Genomic DNA, 16,550 nt, shown 5'->3' with positions numbered 1-16,550 from the left:
CCGGATGCCGCGCTTCAGGGCATGGTTTTTCTGCACGGTTTTATCGGGTTTCGACCCATGGGGTAACCAGGAACGATGTAGTGTGGGTGCAACAGATTGATAGTGCGTGAAGGGTTGTACCATTCGCCACGGGCATGACGACCCCTGGGAGGTATTGCCGTGGGCGCCCCTATTTCCGGTGTATTTTTTCATCCCGTTAGACAGTAAGGAGGGGCAGGGCTGGACAGCCCGTTTGCTCCGGGCTGAGTCGCCGGCTGAAAGCTGAAAGCTGAAAGCAGACGGGGGGCAGGCCTTGCCTATCTACAGGGCCGTTCCCAGCAACACCGGATCCTCGCCGTCTTCTATGGCGGTAATATTCACCCTAAAGAACCGGTTTTTGGCCCCCTGGATCTGGGCTTCATCGGGGCCGGATTGGGAAGCGGACGCCCCTGGATCCGACGCCGGCCCCGGGGGTAGGGGAAACTGTACAGGGATGTAGTGCTGGCCGAGGCCCTGGGCGATGAGTTGTCCCCGGTGATGTACCACCTTCTCTACCAGCACCTCCTGGGTTTTACCGATAAAGCCGCGGCGGTAGGCAGCCTTCGATTCTTCGCTGATCCGGCGGACGGCCTCGGCGCGGTGCTGTTTCTCTGGTCCGGAGACCTGTCCGGGCATACGGTCCGCCCGGGTTCCCTGGCGGCGGGAGTAGGGGAAGGTATGGATGTGGCCGAAGCCGATCTTCCGGGCGGCATCCAGGCTTTCCTGGAATTCCTCCGGGCCCTCACCGGGAAAGCCCAGGATGAGGTCGGTAGTAATGTTAAAATCGGGTATACGGCTCCGGAGATCCTGGACGATGCCCAGGTATTCCGCGTAGCTGTACTGCCGGCGCATCGCCAGGAGTATCCGTTCGCTGCCGCTCTGCAGGCAGAGGTGAAGGTGGGGTGTCATCCGGGGATGATCCAGGAGCTGGTAGAACCGGGGGGAGATCTGGTCGGGTTCTATGCTGGAGATGCGCACCCGGAAATCCGGACAGCCGGAGGCATCAGAATCACCTTGAGAACGATTCTCAAGATTGAGTACGGCTTCCACCACATCGGTGAATTCCAGTTCCTGCCATTGGTACCGGCTCATATTGACCCCGGTGAGGACCAGTTCCCGGTAGCCCTGATCCAGCAGGCGCCGGGCTTCGGTCAGAATATCGGGCAGGGGGCGGCTGACGGCTCGACCGCGAACAAAGGGGATGATGCAGAAGCTGCAGAAGTTATCGCAGCCGTCCTGGATTTTTAGCAGTCCCCGGGTGTGCAGGTTTTGGTTTTGGGGAGTGAAGCGGAAGAGATCCTTGGGCAGGGACTGAATATCCACCAGTTCGCCCCGGAAGTGGGCCTCCACCAGGGGAACAATGTAGCTTTTGCGCTGGTTATCCACCAGGTAGGTGCGGCCGTCGCTCTCCATGCCGCCCCGCTGACTGTTCACAAAACAGCCGGTGACCACCACCAGGCTTTCCGGCGCGGCCTCGGCAGGCCGTACGGAGCTGGGTTCTTGCTGCCCGGTCGTGGGGTGGTGTTGGTTCGTGGGGTGGTGCTCAGTCGTGAGGTGCTGTTGGTCCGTGGGGTGCTGCTCAGTCGTGAGGTGCTGTTGGTCCGTGGGGGCCGGGGTCGTCAGGTCTGCAGCGGCCCTGGGGACCGGGGGAGGTGGGGCCGGACTTATCCGGGCCGGTATCGAACCTGCCAGGTTCTCGGCAAGGTTGGGTTCGGGGGTTCGGAGTTGTAACGCCGAGTCGTGGGATTCGGTGCCCTGGGGCTGTTGAACCTTTAGGGGCTTCAGGCTCCTTGCCCGGCGCAGAGCCTGATTGATGGTGTTCCGGCTTTTACGGTCTGCCTTATTGGTTACCGTGCAGGTGTTTATAACGTACACATCCGCAGGCTCGTTAAATCCGACTAGGCGGTAGCCCTGGCGTTCAAATTCCGCGGCGATGCTGTCGGTTTCGTATTGGTTCAATTTGCAGCCCAGGGTCTGGAATGCCACCCTCCTCGGAGGATGGGCGGGGGTGGCGGCCAGGGTTGGCCCAGGGTGGGAGCCGGCCCGAGGGAGTTTGGAATTCCGGGTTGACCCCGAGGCTTCCCGGATTTCCCCGGCAAGGGGTGCGGATTCCATCGGTTCTTGGGTCAGGGGTTGGATTGATGCCCCGGCGTTAGAATCTCCTTGGATCATAAGGCGGTAACCCTCGCATCGGTGAGCTGGCCTTCCAGGCTAAGGGCTTGGCAGGAGGTGATGGTAAGGTCTACGAATTGCCCGATCAGTTCCGAATCGGAGCTGGGGAAACGGACCCCAATTTTCCCCTCGGTTCGGCCCGAGAGGTAGCCGGACTTCCGGTCGGACTTTTCTACCAGTACCCGCAGGGTTTTACCTACCAATTGACGGTTGTATTCCAGGGATACCTCTTGCAGGTCTTGACTCAGGAGGTGCAGTCGGCGTTTTTTCTCGTCCTGGCTAATATCATCATCCCATCGGCTGGAGGCAGCACCGGGACGGGGGCTGTACATGGCAATGAAGGCCATATTGTATTTGAATTCCCGAACAGCCTGCCGGGTATTCTCGAATTGTTGGTTGGTTTCGCTGGTAAAGCCGACGATGATGTCCGTAAAGATGGTGGCCTCGGGTAGAATCTCCCGGATATTGGTGACGATGCTCCGGTAGCGGGCCATGCTGTGGTTGCGGTTCATCTTAAACAGCACCTTGTCGTCTCCGCTTTGCAGAGGCAGGTGAATCTGCTTAGCTAAACACGGGTACTTCGCAATGACGTGAAGAAGTTCATCGGTCATGTCCCGGGGGTGGGGGCTGGTGAAGTAGGTCCAGAATTCTCGGCCCTCCTGGCTGGCCCGGTCGCCGATCTTGCCGATTTCCTCCATGAGTTGGGGGAAGCTCAGTTCCTGCCCCGGCTTATCCAGGCCGTAGCTATTCACGTTCTGGCCCAAAAGGGTGATGCTCTTATACCCCCGGTCTACCAGGGTCTGGACCTCGGATAGAATCTCCCGGCTCGGACGGCTCACCTCCCGGCCCCGGGTATAGGGAACGGCGCAGAAGCTGCAGAATTTATCACAACCGTTTTGAATGGGGATGAAGGCTTCGAAGTCCGAAGAGTAGGATGGCTCGATAAACCAGAACCCTCCCATGGGATCCTCCTGGGGATTCTTCTGGATAAGGGTCCTGCGGATGGATTCCGCACCTCCCAGGCTTTTAAGCTCATCCTGCAGGGCCCGAATGGAGTGCAGGGTGCTTTTCCGTACTGCTTCGGTATGTTCCGGGGTCTTTTGTTTAATGGTTACCGGCAGGGGATTTTCCGTAAAGGCCAGGCCCGCCGGTTTGGGGTCCTTGAGCCACATGGGGCCCACGGGTCTCGGGGGAGAGGCTGGGCTTTGGTTCGCGTTGTGCTGAGCGATCTCCTGGGCCTTCTGCATCCGTTGGGGATCCAACGCCCCGGGGGTAACCACCCCGTACTGACTGATCATCTGCGGGAGCTCGGGCAGTTCTTTGATGCTGAAGAGCAGGTCAAAGCGTTCTAAGAATTTTTCCCGGTCGGAGGGCAGAATACATCCCGAAACGAAGGTCAGCAGGTTCTTCCGGTTCTTCCAGGTGTTCCATTTTTGAATTTTGGAGTACACCTTATCTATGGCCTTCTGACGTACTGAACAGGCCACGATGCCCAGGAGATTGGCGTCTTCTTCGCTGTCCGTGGGGCTGTACCCCATGGCATGGAGGACCGAGGTTATGCGCTCGGCATCGCTTTGGTTCATCTGACATCCCAGGTGAATGAGATGGTATTTCATTGGTGAATCCCTCTATTAAATATATATATAAAACATCTATGCTCCGCTCAACCTAAACGGTACTGTGTAGGTAAGGCCGGGCGGATACGCCGGGGTACGCTATCCTGCTGTTAGAAGTATACCTCTGCGAAAATCTGGTTCGCTTCTACCCCGGCCTGGGTGATGATATCGTATGCTTCATAGATCATATCGCAGTTGCCGCAGAGGTAATACTGCCCTTCTGGGGAGAGCCCACCGTCACTCGCCATGGATAGGAGCTTGGAGGTAACCCTGCCACTCCAGGTCCGGTGTTCCCCGGACACCCCCTGGGGATCCCGGCTCAGGCAGGCAACCAACCGGTTGGCATCGTACCACTGGTGCTCGTACGCCTCTCCACGGTCCCGAATCCCGTGCAGCAGGGTGTAGTTTAGCCTCGGGTCGCTGCCGGTAAAACAGTGGAAGGGTGATATTCCCGTTCCGGTGGCAATAAAATAGAGCGGCATGCGGCGCTGCTCCGGCGAGATGGTAAAAAAACCAAAGGGTCCCTCGGCATATATGAGGTCTCCGGGCTTAAGGCGTTTTAACCGGGGGCTAACATATCCGGACTCAACCTCTTTGACAAGTATCTCCAGGTAGTCCGCAGCAATGGGGCTGTATACTGAGTATTCCCGCATATTGATGTCGTTCTTCAATCCTACGCTGAGGTACTGACCCGGCTCAAAATCCAGACCTAACCTCTCAAACCGCAGCACGAAGGTTGTATCGCTCAGATGCCTAATAGCCAGAATTTTCCGATACACCCGGCCGGCAGAACCATGTTCCATGTTTTCTCCAGAGCAGCCGAAGCAATAATCCCTTACCAAGTGCGCAAAAGGTTGTAACGGTTCATCCCGGCGACACCCCCCTTGGGTTCAAAATCCGGATTGTACCGCTATGGTTAACATACGTTACAAGCGTTTGCACTCTAAGAATCTTATACAGCCGGCATCGCCGTTAGATTTCTTACCAAAGGAGTACACTATACACGAAACCCCCGGGTGGTGCAAATCACCGTCCCGGGAAGTCTATGCCTGATGTACCAAGAACTTCTGCCCCCAGCCGCTTCCAGCCCGGCGATCAAGCCCCCGATAAACGGCCGGGTTGTCCCCGGGACGCTAAAGGATGTATCTTAGTATGCCTAGAGTTCCCTGAAGGAGGACAACCCATGGAAGTAACCCGTAAACCCGACTGGCTCAAAGTTCAGCTAAACACCACGGGAAGCTATAAAGAAGTAAAAAAACTAATGAAGGAAGAGCGGCTTCACACCGTTTGTGAGGAGGCCCGGTGCCCGAACATCCATGAATGCTGGGGCACCCATAAAACCGCGACCTTCATGATACTCGGGGATACCTGTACCCGGCGCTGCCGCTTTTGCGCCGTAAAAACCGGACTTCCCTCGGGGGTCGACCTGGGCGAACCGAAGCGGGTTGCCCAATCGGTGGCTCAGATGGGCCTGAAACACGTGGTTATTACCATGGTTAACCGGGATGATCTCAAAGACGGGGGTGCCCTCATGATGGCCAACACCGTCCGTGCCATCCGCCACCAGGCGCCGGAGTGTTCGGTGGAGGTCCTGTCCTCGGATCTCATGGGCCGACGGGAAAGCATTCAAATCCTCCTGGAAAGCAAACCCGAGATAACTAGCCATAACATCGAAACCGTCCGCCGCCTGACCCCCTCGGTACGGTCCCGGTCCGACTACGACCGTTCACTGGAGTTCCTTCGTCTCGCAAAGGACCTGGACCCCCAGGGCACCACCAAATCCAGTATGATGCTCGGCTTGGGTGAAACCCGGGAGGAGATTCTGGAATCCATGGACGATCTGCTGGCCGTCGGCGTTTCCATGCTCAACCTCGGCCAGTATCTCCAACCCAGCCGGAACCACCTGCCGGTCCAGCGCTACTGGACCCCCGAGGAATTCACCGAGCTCAAGGAACGCGCCCTTGAAAAGGGGTTTGCTGCCTGCGAAGCAGCTCCCCTGGTTCGTTCGAGCTACCACGCTGGGCAGCAGTACGAAACCTACCGCCGCAGCATTCATCCCCTCTACCAGGAACAAGCCGAAAACGCATAACCCCATTCGATAAGGAGCAGCACCATGGCAGCAGTATTTTACGTGTATTTAAAAGACGACCTAAACCCCGGAGAACAGGGCAAGGCCCTGAAGGGACGCATTGAATACCTCCAAGAAAACTTCACCCCCGGCTGGGGGTATCCCGTCCTCTCGGTGGAGTACCGCCAGGAGAACCTCAAAAAAACAACCTTCTACCACATCCCGGATAACCAGGGCCACCTTGGCTGGTATTCTTCGGAGTACTGGACCTTCGCCGGAATCGATAACCCCCAATACTGATCCATGCCCAGCCCCATTATCATCCTCTCACCCAGTAAAACCCTCCGGAGCCCGGTCCAGGCTTCACACCTAACCTCTCGGCCCGATAGTCCCTGGGCAACTCTCCAGGGCAAGCCCCCGTTTTTTCAGGGTGATTCCCATGCCCTCCGCACCTCCCTTGCCTCGCTTTCCCCCGGCGCCCTAATGGAGTACTTCCATATTTCCCAAAGCCTGGCGGAAACGGTCAGGGCCAACCTTGCCCAAGAGCAACCCCTTCCCGCCTGGACCCTCTACGCCGGAGAAGCCTTTAAAACCCTGGATTTGCCGACCCTCTCCCCCGGGGCTGCCCGTCTCGCGAGTCAGAACCTGGGGATCCTCTCAGCCCTCTACGGATACCTCGGTCCCACGGATAGGATTCTACCCTACCGGTTAGACCTGACCCTTCCTCCTCCCCCGGGAAGTTCCCTGGAGAAGCAATCCCAGAGCCTGCGCAGCTTCTGGCAGCCCCGGATTACCCAACACCTTAACGATCTGGTAGTGCAGACCCGAAGCCCCCTGGTTATCTCCCTGGCGAGCCAGGAGTTCCACTCCCTGATAAATCCCCAGGGGCTGTCTGTTCCTCTATTACAGATTGATTTTCTTCAGGCCGGAGGCAGAAAGATAAGCGCCCGGGCAAAACAGGCCCGGGGTCTCTTCGCCCGGTGGTATTTGCAGCAGGCAGGCGATTCCGGCACCGAACCGGCCATTCCCCAAACCACGCATACCCCCACCCGGCCCGGCGGGACCCGGGATGCTCGTATTGCGCCATGTCTATCAGAGACCCGGGATGCTCCTATTGCGCCAGTACCCCAAGGGCTGCCGGAGATCCTCGACCTTATCCTCGCCTTCCGGGAGACCGGCTACCAGCCTCTTGAAGTCCGAAGCCTCCCGGGGCAGCAGACTCATCCAACCCATCAACCCGAACAGAGCTGCCCAAGCTCACTGGCCTGTACCTCCGGCAACCAAAACCGGCCTGGAACCACTGGCCAGGATAGCTCCCGGACAGGGGGGCCTCGGCCTCGAAGCAGGGTAGCAGACAATTCTATCCCCGCCGGCCCCCGGACAGATGCCCTAAGCCGCCTCAAAGCCGAGCTTCTACAGGGGCTTCAGCCGGGAAGGGAGGGTTCTCTCGTGTTTATTCAGGAAGAAGTATAAAACCGGTTCGGCGTGGGTTCAGTGGCGAAACCCATGGATGATGGGCAAAAGAATAGAACGGGTGCCAGGTATAGGCTACCCATTCAGACACCACGCCCCGGGTAGGGACATCAGCACCGAATGGTACAACCGGTTGCGCACTTGGAATGGGTTCCCCGAGGTACACAATTACCCAGGGAGTGGGCGGGCAGGGAATACCCCGCCCGGCAGCCGTCTTCTGCTATCCTATGGCAATCATCCGTTCCACGGCCTTCCGGGCCCGGGCGATAATATCATCCGGCACAGTCACCTCATATTGCATATTCAACAGGGCCTCATACACCTTGGGCAGGGTGATCTTCTTCATATGCGGGCAGGTCTGGCAGGTGGAAACAAAGTTCTTTTCGGGGAATACCGCCCGTAGATTATCAGCCATACTGCACTCAGTAATCAGCATAACATTTTTTCGAGAGCTATCCCGGATCACATCCTCCATCTGGCTGGTAGAACCGGCAAAATCGCTCTCCGCCGTTACCGGGGTATCGCACTCGGGATGGCTTACCACCAACAGATCTCCGTACTGCCGTCTGGCAGCTTGGATATCCCGGGGGGTAAACTGTTCGTGGACCATGCACTTACCCCGTTCCCAGGAAATAATCTTTTTATTGGTCTTTTGGGCAACATTTTTAGCCAGGTAGGCGTCGGGCAGAAAGATTATCTCATCACTATCCAGGCTCTCCACCACCTTCAGGGCGTTGGCGCTGGTGCAGCAAATGTCCGTCTCGGCCTTCACCGCGGCGGTACAGTTCACATAGGTCACCACCGGCGCTCCGGGATACTGTGCCTTCAACCCCCGGACATCCTCGGCGGTGATACTCTCCGCCAGGCTGCACCCTGCATCGGGATCGGCGATCAGTACGGTCTTGTGGGGATTCAGAACCTTGGCTGTTTCGGCCATAAAATGAACCCCGTTAAAAAGAATTATATCGGCTTCGGTTTCCGCGGCCTTCCGGGCAAGTCCCAGGCTGTCCCCGATAAAATCGGACACCCCGTAGAACACATCCGGTGTCATATAGTTATGCCCCAAGACCACCACATTCATCTGCTTCTTCAGGTCCCGGATCTTGGCGATGAGCTCCATAGCCATGTCAATCTCGTGGGGCATCATGGACCGCTCCAACTGGGCGCGCAAATCCTTTAAATCATTCTGAATAATCATGGGTATACTCTACGAAAATCCCGCTAAAAAGTAAATCTAGGTTTGGGTTGGGGTAGTTGTTCATTGAGGGTGATTCGAATGTCCGCGCCAGGTTGCGGGCTGGGTCTACCCAGGTCCGGGGAGGCAGCTCATAGCCCTGCCCCGAGGAGTAGCTCCCCGTGAAAGGCCACTCCAGCCCGGGGGAACCCCGGGGCGGTTCCCGAAAATGGTTACACCGAGGTTACCGGAGGGGCTGCAACCCGTATCTGATTCTTGCCTCCCTCCTTCGCCTGGTACAGTGCCTTATCCGCCCGGTCGATAAAGGCCCGGGGCGAGGTATCCAGCCGGGCGTTGAACTGGGCAATTCCCATACTCACGGTAACGCTGAGAATCGTACCCTCGTATTCCACCTCTGATTCCTCTATGGCAATCCTAATCCGCTCGGCAATCGCCGATGCGGTGTCGGTGTCGGCGTCGTGGAGAACCAGAACAAACTCTTCCCCGCCGTAGCGGGCTGCTAAATCGGTCTGCCGGATATTGTCCAGCATCAACTCCGCGACCCGTTTAATCACCTGGTCGCCGTAGATGTGGCCGTGGGTGTCGTTCAGTCGCTTAAAATTATCGATGTCAATCATCACCAGACTGAGGGTATGCTTCTTCCGTCGAGCGTCGGCCATGCTGGTGCTGAGGACATCCAGGAAGTAGTGTCGCAACCGGAGCCGGGTCATCATGTCGGTGGTGGTTACCTCGTACAGAAATGCGTTGTGAACCGCAATCCCAGCCAGGATGGAAATATTCAGGGCGTAATCCCGTTCCTCCGGGGAAAAAAGGGTCTCGGTAATGGGATCTCCCAGAACCAGTATACCGTTTACGATGTTCTTGGCACGCAGGGGAATGATCAGACAGGGTTCCAGCTGGGTAAGAGCCTCTAGGGATCGTATTTCCGGCACCGCAGCCTCAAGCTCCGGCAGGGTATGACACTCAAAATGATCCTGGAAATAGTGGAGCAGGGGGTGGTCTTCGGGCACCATGTAGGAAATGGAGTGGTCAATGTCGAACCCTACCTGGTTGCGGTGCAGCACCAGGTGTTGCCGGGCGATGTCCTTGCGGACAAAGATGCCCGCTTTCAGTACCTTTAACTGTCCCATACAGATGTAGAGAATCGATTGAATCAAGGCGTTGAAATCCAGAGTAGAGTTCAGGCTCTTAGAAATCTCTATGAGCTGCTTAAGATCAAAAATCTGCTTCTCATACGAATTGGTGAGTTCTTCCATTTCTTTCTGAAGCCGTTTAATTTTGCTTCGTCCTAGCATTGACCGCTGCCGCCTTTCTGTGATTCTACACCTATGTATACACTATCGGTCGATATATTGGAATAATGAGTATTAGTTGAACATGTGGGAAATATCATCATCCTCCCCCAGCATCTTTTGAATCCGCTGGGTGCTCTCTATCCGTTCGATGTGACGTTCGGCAGCGGTTATAATACGTTCAAAACGGCAGCGTACCGATACCGATTCAAGGTTCTCCTGTTTTTCCTCAATACTCAGTACATCCGTGGCAGAGAGCAGGAAACTGAGGTCCTTGGCAGGAATACCGATAAAATCTTCGGGGCTGAAGCTCTTGCCGGATAGCTCGGTAATCTTTTTAATGCGGTCCAATGCCTCGGTTACCAGTTCGTCCAGGGGGCGGTTATACAGGTCCGGTTCATCTTGATAGTAGGTTACCTCGGCTTCTATATATGGTTTATCCTCGAAGAGCCGATCGATATGAAATCGCTTTCTTCCCTGGGTCAGTATATCAATGCGGCCATCATCATAGGTTTGTATTATTTGTTCTATAGAGGCACTGGAACCGGATTTCCGCAGGGTGGATCCGTTGTAATACACGATACCGAACTCGCGGTTTTCCCGGATACAGGTGTTTACCAGTTCACGGTAGCGTTCCTCAAAGATGTGCAGGGGAAGTTTCATGGTCGGCAGCAGAACCAGTCCCAGGGGGAACAGGGGTAAGCGGGTTTGACGTTTCATATTCCCTAGTAAGATACAAAAAATCATACCCGGGGGAAAGAGAAGATCGATCCCAGGGTACTTGATGGGCAGCTTTTGCACTCCTATTGCCAATTAATACATAGTCAAAATTATTGCGCACTCCCGGTGCTTACAAAAATCACTCTCCTGGGGTAGTCTGATTTCGATATGGGTACTAAAACCATGATTCTGGGATTCTGTCATGCTGGAGGAATTTTCCTCGGGAAAAACATTGATGCGAAGATTCACAAGCACCAGTATATTAGTGTTATCTTGGCCCTAGAAGGTGAATTTTCCATAACCCCGCGAAACAGTAACCAGAAGAACTACGAGGCGGTGTATATACCTGGGAGAACCGAGTTCAGGATCCAAACCACAACCCGAGACTATACGGTCTTCATTCATATCGATCCCTATTCGGTTATCGGGTTGAGACTGCAGGCTGCTCATCAAGGTTTTGCTCCGTTGGATAGAACAACTCTCGCTCAAACCGTCGCACACATTCGGAGTTGGCAGAATTCCCAGCACAAGGACCAGGCAGCGGTTCAGGGAATTCTGCTCAGTCTTCTGAATCAATCCGGAAAAGGAACTTTTGCTCACCCCGAGTTAGATCCACGAATACGCAAAGCTATGGATATTGTCGCCCGAGCAGGCTCGCCGCCTCTCTCCTTGGCGAAAATTGCCGAATACGTCCATATCTCACCAAGCCGGTTCTCTCATCTCTTCAAGGAGGAGGTTGGCTGTACATACCGGGAATATGCTCGCCATATTAAACTGCGAGACTCCATTGCCTCCATGCATGGGAATAGATCTCTGACCGAGGCCTCATTCTCCGGCGGATTCGCCGATCAACCCCATTTCAGCAAGGTGTTTAAGCACTGTTTCGGAATAAATCCCTCCCACACTAGAGAATAGCTGAAATGTACAAGTAGCCAGTTTGTATTCCGGGTACCCTTAACTAAAATTTTTAGGAGGGTGATTATGATCATACGAGGACTTAAATATGGTGTAATCAGTTGTATTACGGGATTCAGTATGTGGGTGATCGGCGGATTATGGCATAACCTCATCCTGCCCCTCATCTCGGTTGAGGCCGAGGCCCATCATGAGGGATTGCTTCTCATGCTAATATCGTATGTTGTGTTGGCCGGTTTCATGGTCTATCTGTTTCTCCTGTTGCAGCAACACCGCAGGGGGATTATTGCAGGGATTGAGACCGGGGTGATTATCGGGATTCTTTGGGTTTTTCCCCATGGACTGGCCATTGCCGCGGCCCAAGGCAGTTCGGTTTCATATGAGGTTCTGAACACCCTTTATCATATAGTCGAGCAGGGTCTTGGCGGCATAGTTCTGTATCTATCCTTTACGTTCTTACAACGAAAGAGGGCAGATACTATCAACAAATCTTAGCCTTAGAATGATACTGGATCCCTGCTCCCATCGGGTCGATGGGAGCGGGTCCGAGCCTGGAAATTGACATACCCCCGATCAGTCCAGAGCACCTATCTCATACTGTTGATCTCTCCGGATTGAAGCCTATGGTGGAGCTTCGATGTGATTCGGACGTTCATGGATTGAATTCAGTGCATCTACAGCAACAAGAGGTTGCTAGAGGTATCCACCATGGTAATAGAGATATTAAGAAAGATGGGTATATGAAGGAAATCCTTTGACTTTTGCCCTCTGAATTTGTATTATGTAATTGATGAAACAGGTAGAACAGTATCGCAAAGCCAGAAGAGAAATCATTACCCTCCTCCGCAGTGGAATTGATGAGCTGCAGATTTCCCAAATTATCTCAGCCCATTTCTCCATGGATAAACGCCAGGCCTTCCGTTGGGTTACATTTACCCAGGATGATTTTGAAAAACGCTCTAAACGCCGCCGGATTTTAGGCATGGTTCTGTTCTGGATTGGCGGTATCACCTTTACCCTGGGGCTAATCGTCCGGGCTGGGGAGGCGTTTTCTCTGCAAACCTTTGCCGGTATGGCTGGGGATCTGGCTCTATTCCTGGGAGGCGGACTTGGTTTCCTCGGAATCATGGTGGCCTTGGTAAATGGGCGATTGTTTCGCCGGGCCTTATAACGATCGGCGGATCTGCCAGCTCCGGGTAGAGGGGTACATCTGGTGGTAAAAACTGCAGATGATTGTTGCCCGGGCATTTGAATCACCCTAAACCCAAAATGCCTGCTGTTCCTTCATAGCGCTGGATCGAATGAGTCATGCGCCGGACTAATACTACTTCCTGCCACGTCGGGTCGCCGGAGAGACCGGCCTCGCTTGGCGTTGATTGACCACATAGGTCCTTTCTTCTATACTTCCATCCAAAACAAACCCAATCCCTAACAATTTGGAGAATACTGTGCAAAAGCAAACAAAGATATTGGCTACCATATCTGACCTGAAGTGTGACCCCGATTTTATCCGCACCCTCTACAACGAGGGTATGACAGCAGTCAGGCTCAATACGGCCCACCAGACCGCCGAAGATACCCTTCGGGTAGTAGATAACGTACGAAAGGTTTCCAACAAGATTCCCTTGGTCCTGGACACCAAAGGCCCGGAAGTACGTACCATGAAGAAGAAGGACGAGGATATCTTCGTGCAAACCGGCGATATCATCAAGGTAAAGGGTGATCCCAACGGCCTATCTACAAAAGAGGTAATCTACCTCAGCTACGAAGGCTTCGTCCGGGATGTGCCGGTTGGAAAAACCCTGCTCATCGACGATGGCGATGTGGGACTTACGGTGATCGAGAAAGACGATGAGTACCTCATCTGCCGGGTGGAAAACGACGGCGAGATCGGTTCTAAAAAATCGGTTAACACTCCCGGAGTCCACATCAGCCTTCCTGCTATCAGTCAGAAGGATTACGATTACATTAAATTCGCTATTCAGCACGAGATCGATTTCATCGCCCACTCCTTTGTCCGGAATAAAGAGGACGTTCTGGCCATTCAAAAGATCTTGGATGAGTCAAATTCGGAGTGCCAGATTATTGCAAAGATCGAGAACCAGGAAGGTGTCGATAATATTGATGAGATTCTGGATCATGTGTACGGGGTTATGGTTGCCCGGGGCGACCTGGGCATTGAAATCCCCGCAGAAAAGATTCCTGCAATCCAAAAGATGATCATCCGCAAATGCCGGGAAAAATGCAAACCGGTTATTACCGCCACCCAAATGCTCCACACCATGATCAAGAAACCCCGGCCCACCCGTGCTGAGGTAAGCGACATCGCTAATGCGGTATACGACGGAACGGACTGTCTCATGTTGTCCGGGGAAACCGCCTACGGTGATTATCCGGTAGAGGCGGTAAAAACCATGGCCCGGGTCGCCCGCTACACCGAGGAACAAACCCCTGCCATGGTTGACCTGACGGTACACCCCTCCAGCAAAGCCATTCCCGCCTTTCTGGCCGAAGCTGCGGTCAGCGCTGAGAACCGTCTTCCCCTTAAAGGGATCGTAATCGACACCTCCACTGGCCGGACCGCCCGCTACCTCTCCGCCTTCCGGGGAAACATCCCTATTTTTGTGGAATGCTACAACGAACAGGTAATGCGGCGCCTGGCCCTGACCTATGGCGTTCATGCTAATCTCATGACCGTTGACGCCAGCGGTCACGATGACTTTGTTGCCCGGTCCCTGAATCACCTGGTGAAGGAGGAACAGCTGAACGCCGAAGACACCGTTCTGATTTTGGCTGGAAACTTCGGTCCCTCCACCGGCGCCTCATTCATCGAGATTTCCACCATTGAGAATCTGCTGAACGGCTGAATGCCCTAATTCTCCGTACTGCAAGAGTGTCCATTGTTTAATCATTGCGCCGGGTTACCAGCCCGGCGCTTTTTTTTGATGCTACGCAAAAGGTTGGATAGTGTGCAAACGGTTGTAACTTCTCGCCTTGGCAACACAACCCGTGGATAAAAAATCGGACGGTTCCGCTATCTCTGGCGTAGTTTACAACCTTTTGCGCACTACAGTTCTGTAGGCCACGGAAAGGCACCCTCTCTTGAGGGCTGAGCGTGGGGACTATGCACTGGTAGCTCCGGGCAGGCAAAGCGTAGGCATTTTGGGGGCTGGCAGGAGGCATACTCTTGCGGGGCTGAGCGTGGAGCCTACGCACTGGTAGCTCCGAGCCTGCAGGGCGCCTTCGTAAATCCCAGCATGAGCGGTTGTATCGTAAAAGGTAGCTCCGAGCCTGCAGGGCGCCTTCCCTGGGAAGTGGACACCTCCAGTGGTATCGTTCGGGCAACTGGTAGCCCGACGCCAAGGCTGCCAGAGTCTGCAGCTCGGGATCTTGAGGCTTTTTGTAGTATATCGGTACTCCGGTGAGGTCCTTTCCTGAATTAGCCGATACACCCTGTTATATTTAGTACAGAAGGAGGATCTCGTGAAGGTTTCAGTTGCACTGGCTCAGGATTATTTTCATCGGCGTGATTTTCCTGCGGCTGAGGCCGTAATAGAGGATTTGCTCCACGAAGATCCCGGTAATGTGGAAGCCTTGACCCTGTTGGGTTCCTGTTTTCTTCGGGAACAGCGTATTTTCGACGCACGACAAACCCTGGAACAGTGCATTACCCTAGAGCCTGAGCATTTTACCGCCCATCTTGAGCTTGCCAGGGTCTACGGTCTGCTCTCGGATCACCGAATGGCTGAACTTCATTACCTGATTGCCCTGAGTATGGATGCCGCGAGCTTAGAGGCCATGCTCGGACTCGCCTGCCTTCACGCCCACCGTGGAAACCACCATGAGTCGGCCCTATGGTTCGAACTCGCCTGGGCCCTGTATCCCAATGATGGAATCGGCCTTGACCTTGCAGAGGAATATGAACAGTGCTGGTTCTATTCCAGGTCACACCGGATGCTTCAAACCCTAAAACAGCGAAGCGGGTTACGTCGGCAGATCGGTGCTTCCCACCAGGTGTTCGGACGCCCCTCCGGGGAAGCCGATAAATCTACCACGGACCTGGAGGCCATTATCGATTACCGGTCTCAGCGTATGCGTCAGTCCTTCCGCCTGCATCACGGCTTTTCCTTTGACTCAGCCATGGCCATGGTGCATGTACTGCGGGTATTTATGAACCTTGATCCGGAACGTATTCTTGCGGTCGGGCGGGAGTGTGAGGTGCTGGCCTTGTCCGGATCGGAGGGGTTTCATGAATCGGTGACCCTCCATAGCCTGGAAAGTACTGTTCCCCGGGAGCATCTTACCTGTTACTGGTACGCTGCCTACCAGCTGGTTGAGCCTAAACGACCGGTTCAAATCGACCTCCGCGGTCCCTTCGGCTATGCTCTTGAATACCTTGAGAACGAGGCATAGACGATATCCGGGGATTGTCACCCTATGGGGCCAGACTGTGGACAGGGGAGGAAGGCTGTAAACTACGCCGCGTAAGGGCCGCCCATAGGAGCCTTCCACGGGGGTGCACGCTAATAATGATTTCCCTTGACCCATACCGGCCTTTCTTGTATAGTCCCATCCAGTCGCCGCAATAGCGCACAGACATTTGTCTGCCGCGCGCACGCCATATTCCACTACAGTGAATACGTCTGTGGCCTTACATCTGGGGTGTGGTGTGTCTGCGGCCTTTTTAAGGGTGATTCTATTGCCCCCGGTCCGAAAACCGGTTTGATCTTTAACAGTTAAGAGAATGGAAAGCAAGCAAAGGTAAGAAAGAAAACCTGCGCGTTTTAGAAGAAAGACGATAGTAGTACTGTATGAGCGGCTGGGGTTAGGAATGACACCAGCGGTAAATATGGTCAAGCGAATAAGAGTTTACGGTGGATGCCTTGGGACTATCCGGCGAAGAAGGTCGTGGTAAGCTGCGAAAAGCTGCGGGGAGGAGCACACATCCTAAGATCCGCAGATGACCGAATGGGGTAACCCGGCAGGAGTTATGTTCTGTCACTGGCAACTGAATTCATAGGTTGTCAGAGCGAAACCAGGGGAAGTGAACCATCTAAGTACCCTGAGGAAAAGAAATCAAC

Annotated in this window: 14 protein-coding genes and 1 rRNA gene; 9 read left to right on the top strand and 6 right to left on the bottom strand. The window is 54.5% G+C overall.

Features of this window, described 5'->3' with window-relative positions:
• Positions 1–300 precede the first annotated feature (300 nt).
• The 3 genes from DC28_RS16505 to DC28_RS03600 all read right to left on the bottom strand — a co-directional run bounded on the left by DC28_RS16505 (position 301) and on the right by DC28_RS03600 (position 4,609).
• The gene (locus DC28_RS16505) at positions 301–2,190 is read right to left on the bottom strand and encodes a MiaB/RimO family radical SAM methylthiotransferase (protein ID WP_052078413.1); all 1,890 of its coding nucleotides are present in this window, start codon (positions 2,188–2,190) and stop codon (positions 301–303) included.
• Positions 2,187–3,806, bottom strand: coding sequence for a MiaB/RimO family radical SAM methylthiotransferase (locus DC28_RS03605; RefSeq protein WP_037546046.1), 1,620 nt, complete (start codon positions 3,804–3,806; stop codon positions 2,187–2,189). Before DC28_RS03605 ends, DC28_RS16505 begins: the two co-directional genes overlap by 4 nt.
• Positions 3,807–3,916: 110 nt before the next feature.
• Entirely contained in the window at positions 3,917–4,609 is a 693-nt protein-coding gene (locus DC28_RS03600; RefSeq protein ID WP_037546044.1) for a ferredoxin--NADP reductase, read from the bottom strand.
• 380 nt (positions 4,610–4,989) lie between these two features.
• Here DC28_RS03600 and lipA point away from each other — a divergent pair, with 380 nt between their 5' ends.
• Genes lipA through DC28_RS15180 form a run of 3 tightly spaced genes read left to right on the top strand, consistent with a single transcriptional unit; the run spans position 4,990 to position 7,347 of the window.
• The gene (lipA, locus tag DC28_RS03595; protein ID WP_037546041.1) at positions 4,990–5,895 is read left to right on the top strand and encodes a lipoyl synthase; all 906 of its coding nucleotides are present in this window, start codon (positions 4,990–4,992) and stop codon (positions 5,893–5,895) included.
• Between the two features lie 24 nt (positions 5,896–5,919).
• Positions 5,920–6,174, top strand: a complete 255-nt coding sequence (locus DC28_RS03590; RefSeq protein WP_037546038.1) for a hypothetical protein — start codon at positions 5,920–5,922, stop codon at positions 6,172–6,174.
• A 3-nt stretch (positions 6,175–6,177) separates the two neighbouring features.
• The gene (locus tag DC28_RS15180; protein ID WP_052078412.1) at positions 6,178–7,347 is read left to right on the top strand and encodes a YaaA family protein; all 1,170 of its coding nucleotides are present in this window, start codon (positions 6,178–6,180) and stop codon (positions 7,345–7,347) included.
• A 220-nt stretch (positions 7,348–7,567) separates the two neighbouring features.
• Here the strand turns inward: DC28_RS15180 and nadA are convergent, their stop codons facing one another.
• The 3 genes from nadA to DC28_RS15175 all read right to left on the bottom strand — a co-directional run bounded on the left by nadA (position 7,568) and on the right by DC28_RS15175 (position 10,554).
• Complete coding sequence (gene nadA / locus DC28_RS03580) at positions 7,568–8,545, bottom strand: quinolinate synthase NadA (RefSeq protein WP_052078411.1); 978 nt, start codon at positions 8,543–8,545, stop codon at positions 7,568–7,570.
• 209 nt (positions 8,546–8,754) lie between these two features.
• Entirely contained in the window at positions 8,755–9,837 is a 1,083-nt protein-coding gene (gene dgcA / locus DC28_RS03575; RefSeq protein WP_081941889.1) for a diguanylate cyclase DgcA, read from the bottom strand.
• A 72-nt stretch (positions 9,838–9,909) separates the two neighbouring features.
• Positions 9,910–10,554 (bottom strand): LON peptidase substrate-binding domain-containing protein, encoded by a 645-nt coding sequence (locus tag DC28_RS15175; RefSeq protein WP_162180182.1) that lies wholly within the window; start codon positions 10,552–10,554, stop codon positions 9,910–9,912.
• A 168-nt stretch (positions 10,555–10,722) separates the two neighbouring features.
• Here DC28_RS15175 and DC28_RS03565 point away from each other — a divergent pair, with 168 nt between their 5' ends.
• The 6 genes from DC28_RS03565 to DC28_RS03540 all read left to right on the top strand — a co-directional run.
• Positions 10,723–11,469 carry a helix-turn-helix transcriptional regulator gene (locus tag DC28_RS03565; RefSeq protein WP_037546036.1) on the top strand — a complete coding sequence of 249 codons (747 nt, stop codon included), beginning with the start codon at positions 10,723–10,725 and terminating at the stop codon, positions 11,467–11,469.
• Positions 11,470–11,535: 66 nt separating this feature from the next.
• Complete coding sequence (locus DC28_RS03560) at positions 11,536–11,964, top strand: hypothetical protein (protein WP_037546033.1); 429 nt, start codon at positions 11,536–11,538, stop codon at positions 11,962–11,964.
• 295 nt (positions 11,965–12,259) lie between these two features.
• The gene (locus tag DC28_RS03555) at positions 12,260–12,640 is read left to right on the top strand and encodes a hypothetical protein (RefSeq protein ID WP_037546030.1); all 381 of its coding nucleotides are present in this window, start codon (positions 12,260–12,262) and stop codon (positions 12,638–12,640) included.
• 277 nt (positions 12,641–12,917) lie between these two features.
• Positions 12,918–14,336 (top strand): pyruvate kinase, encoded by a 1,419-nt coding sequence (gene pyk, locus DC28_RS03550; protein ID WP_037546028.1) that lies wholly within the window; start codon positions 12,918–12,920, stop codon positions 14,334–14,336.
• A gap of 616 nt (positions 14,337–14,952) precedes the next feature.
• Positions 14,953–15,882 (top strand): tetratricopeptide repeat protein, encoded by a 930-nt coding sequence (locus tag DC28_RS03545; RefSeq protein WP_037546025.1) that lies wholly within the window; start codon positions 14,953–14,955, stop codon positions 15,880–15,882.
• A 438-nt stretch (positions 15,883–16,320) separates the two neighbouring features.
• Positions 16,321–16,550 (top strand): 23S ribosomal RNA (locus DC28_RS03540); the annotation flags it as partial.

It is taken from the genome of Spirochaeta lutea (genome assembly GCF_000758165.1).
Classification (GTDB): domain Bacteria; phylum Spirochaetota; class Spirochaetia; order DSM-27196; family Salinispiraceae; genus Spirochaeta_D; species Spirochaeta_D lutea.
Note: the sequence above shows the minus strand (reverse complement) of the source record. Positions and strands in the feature narration are given on the sequence as shown.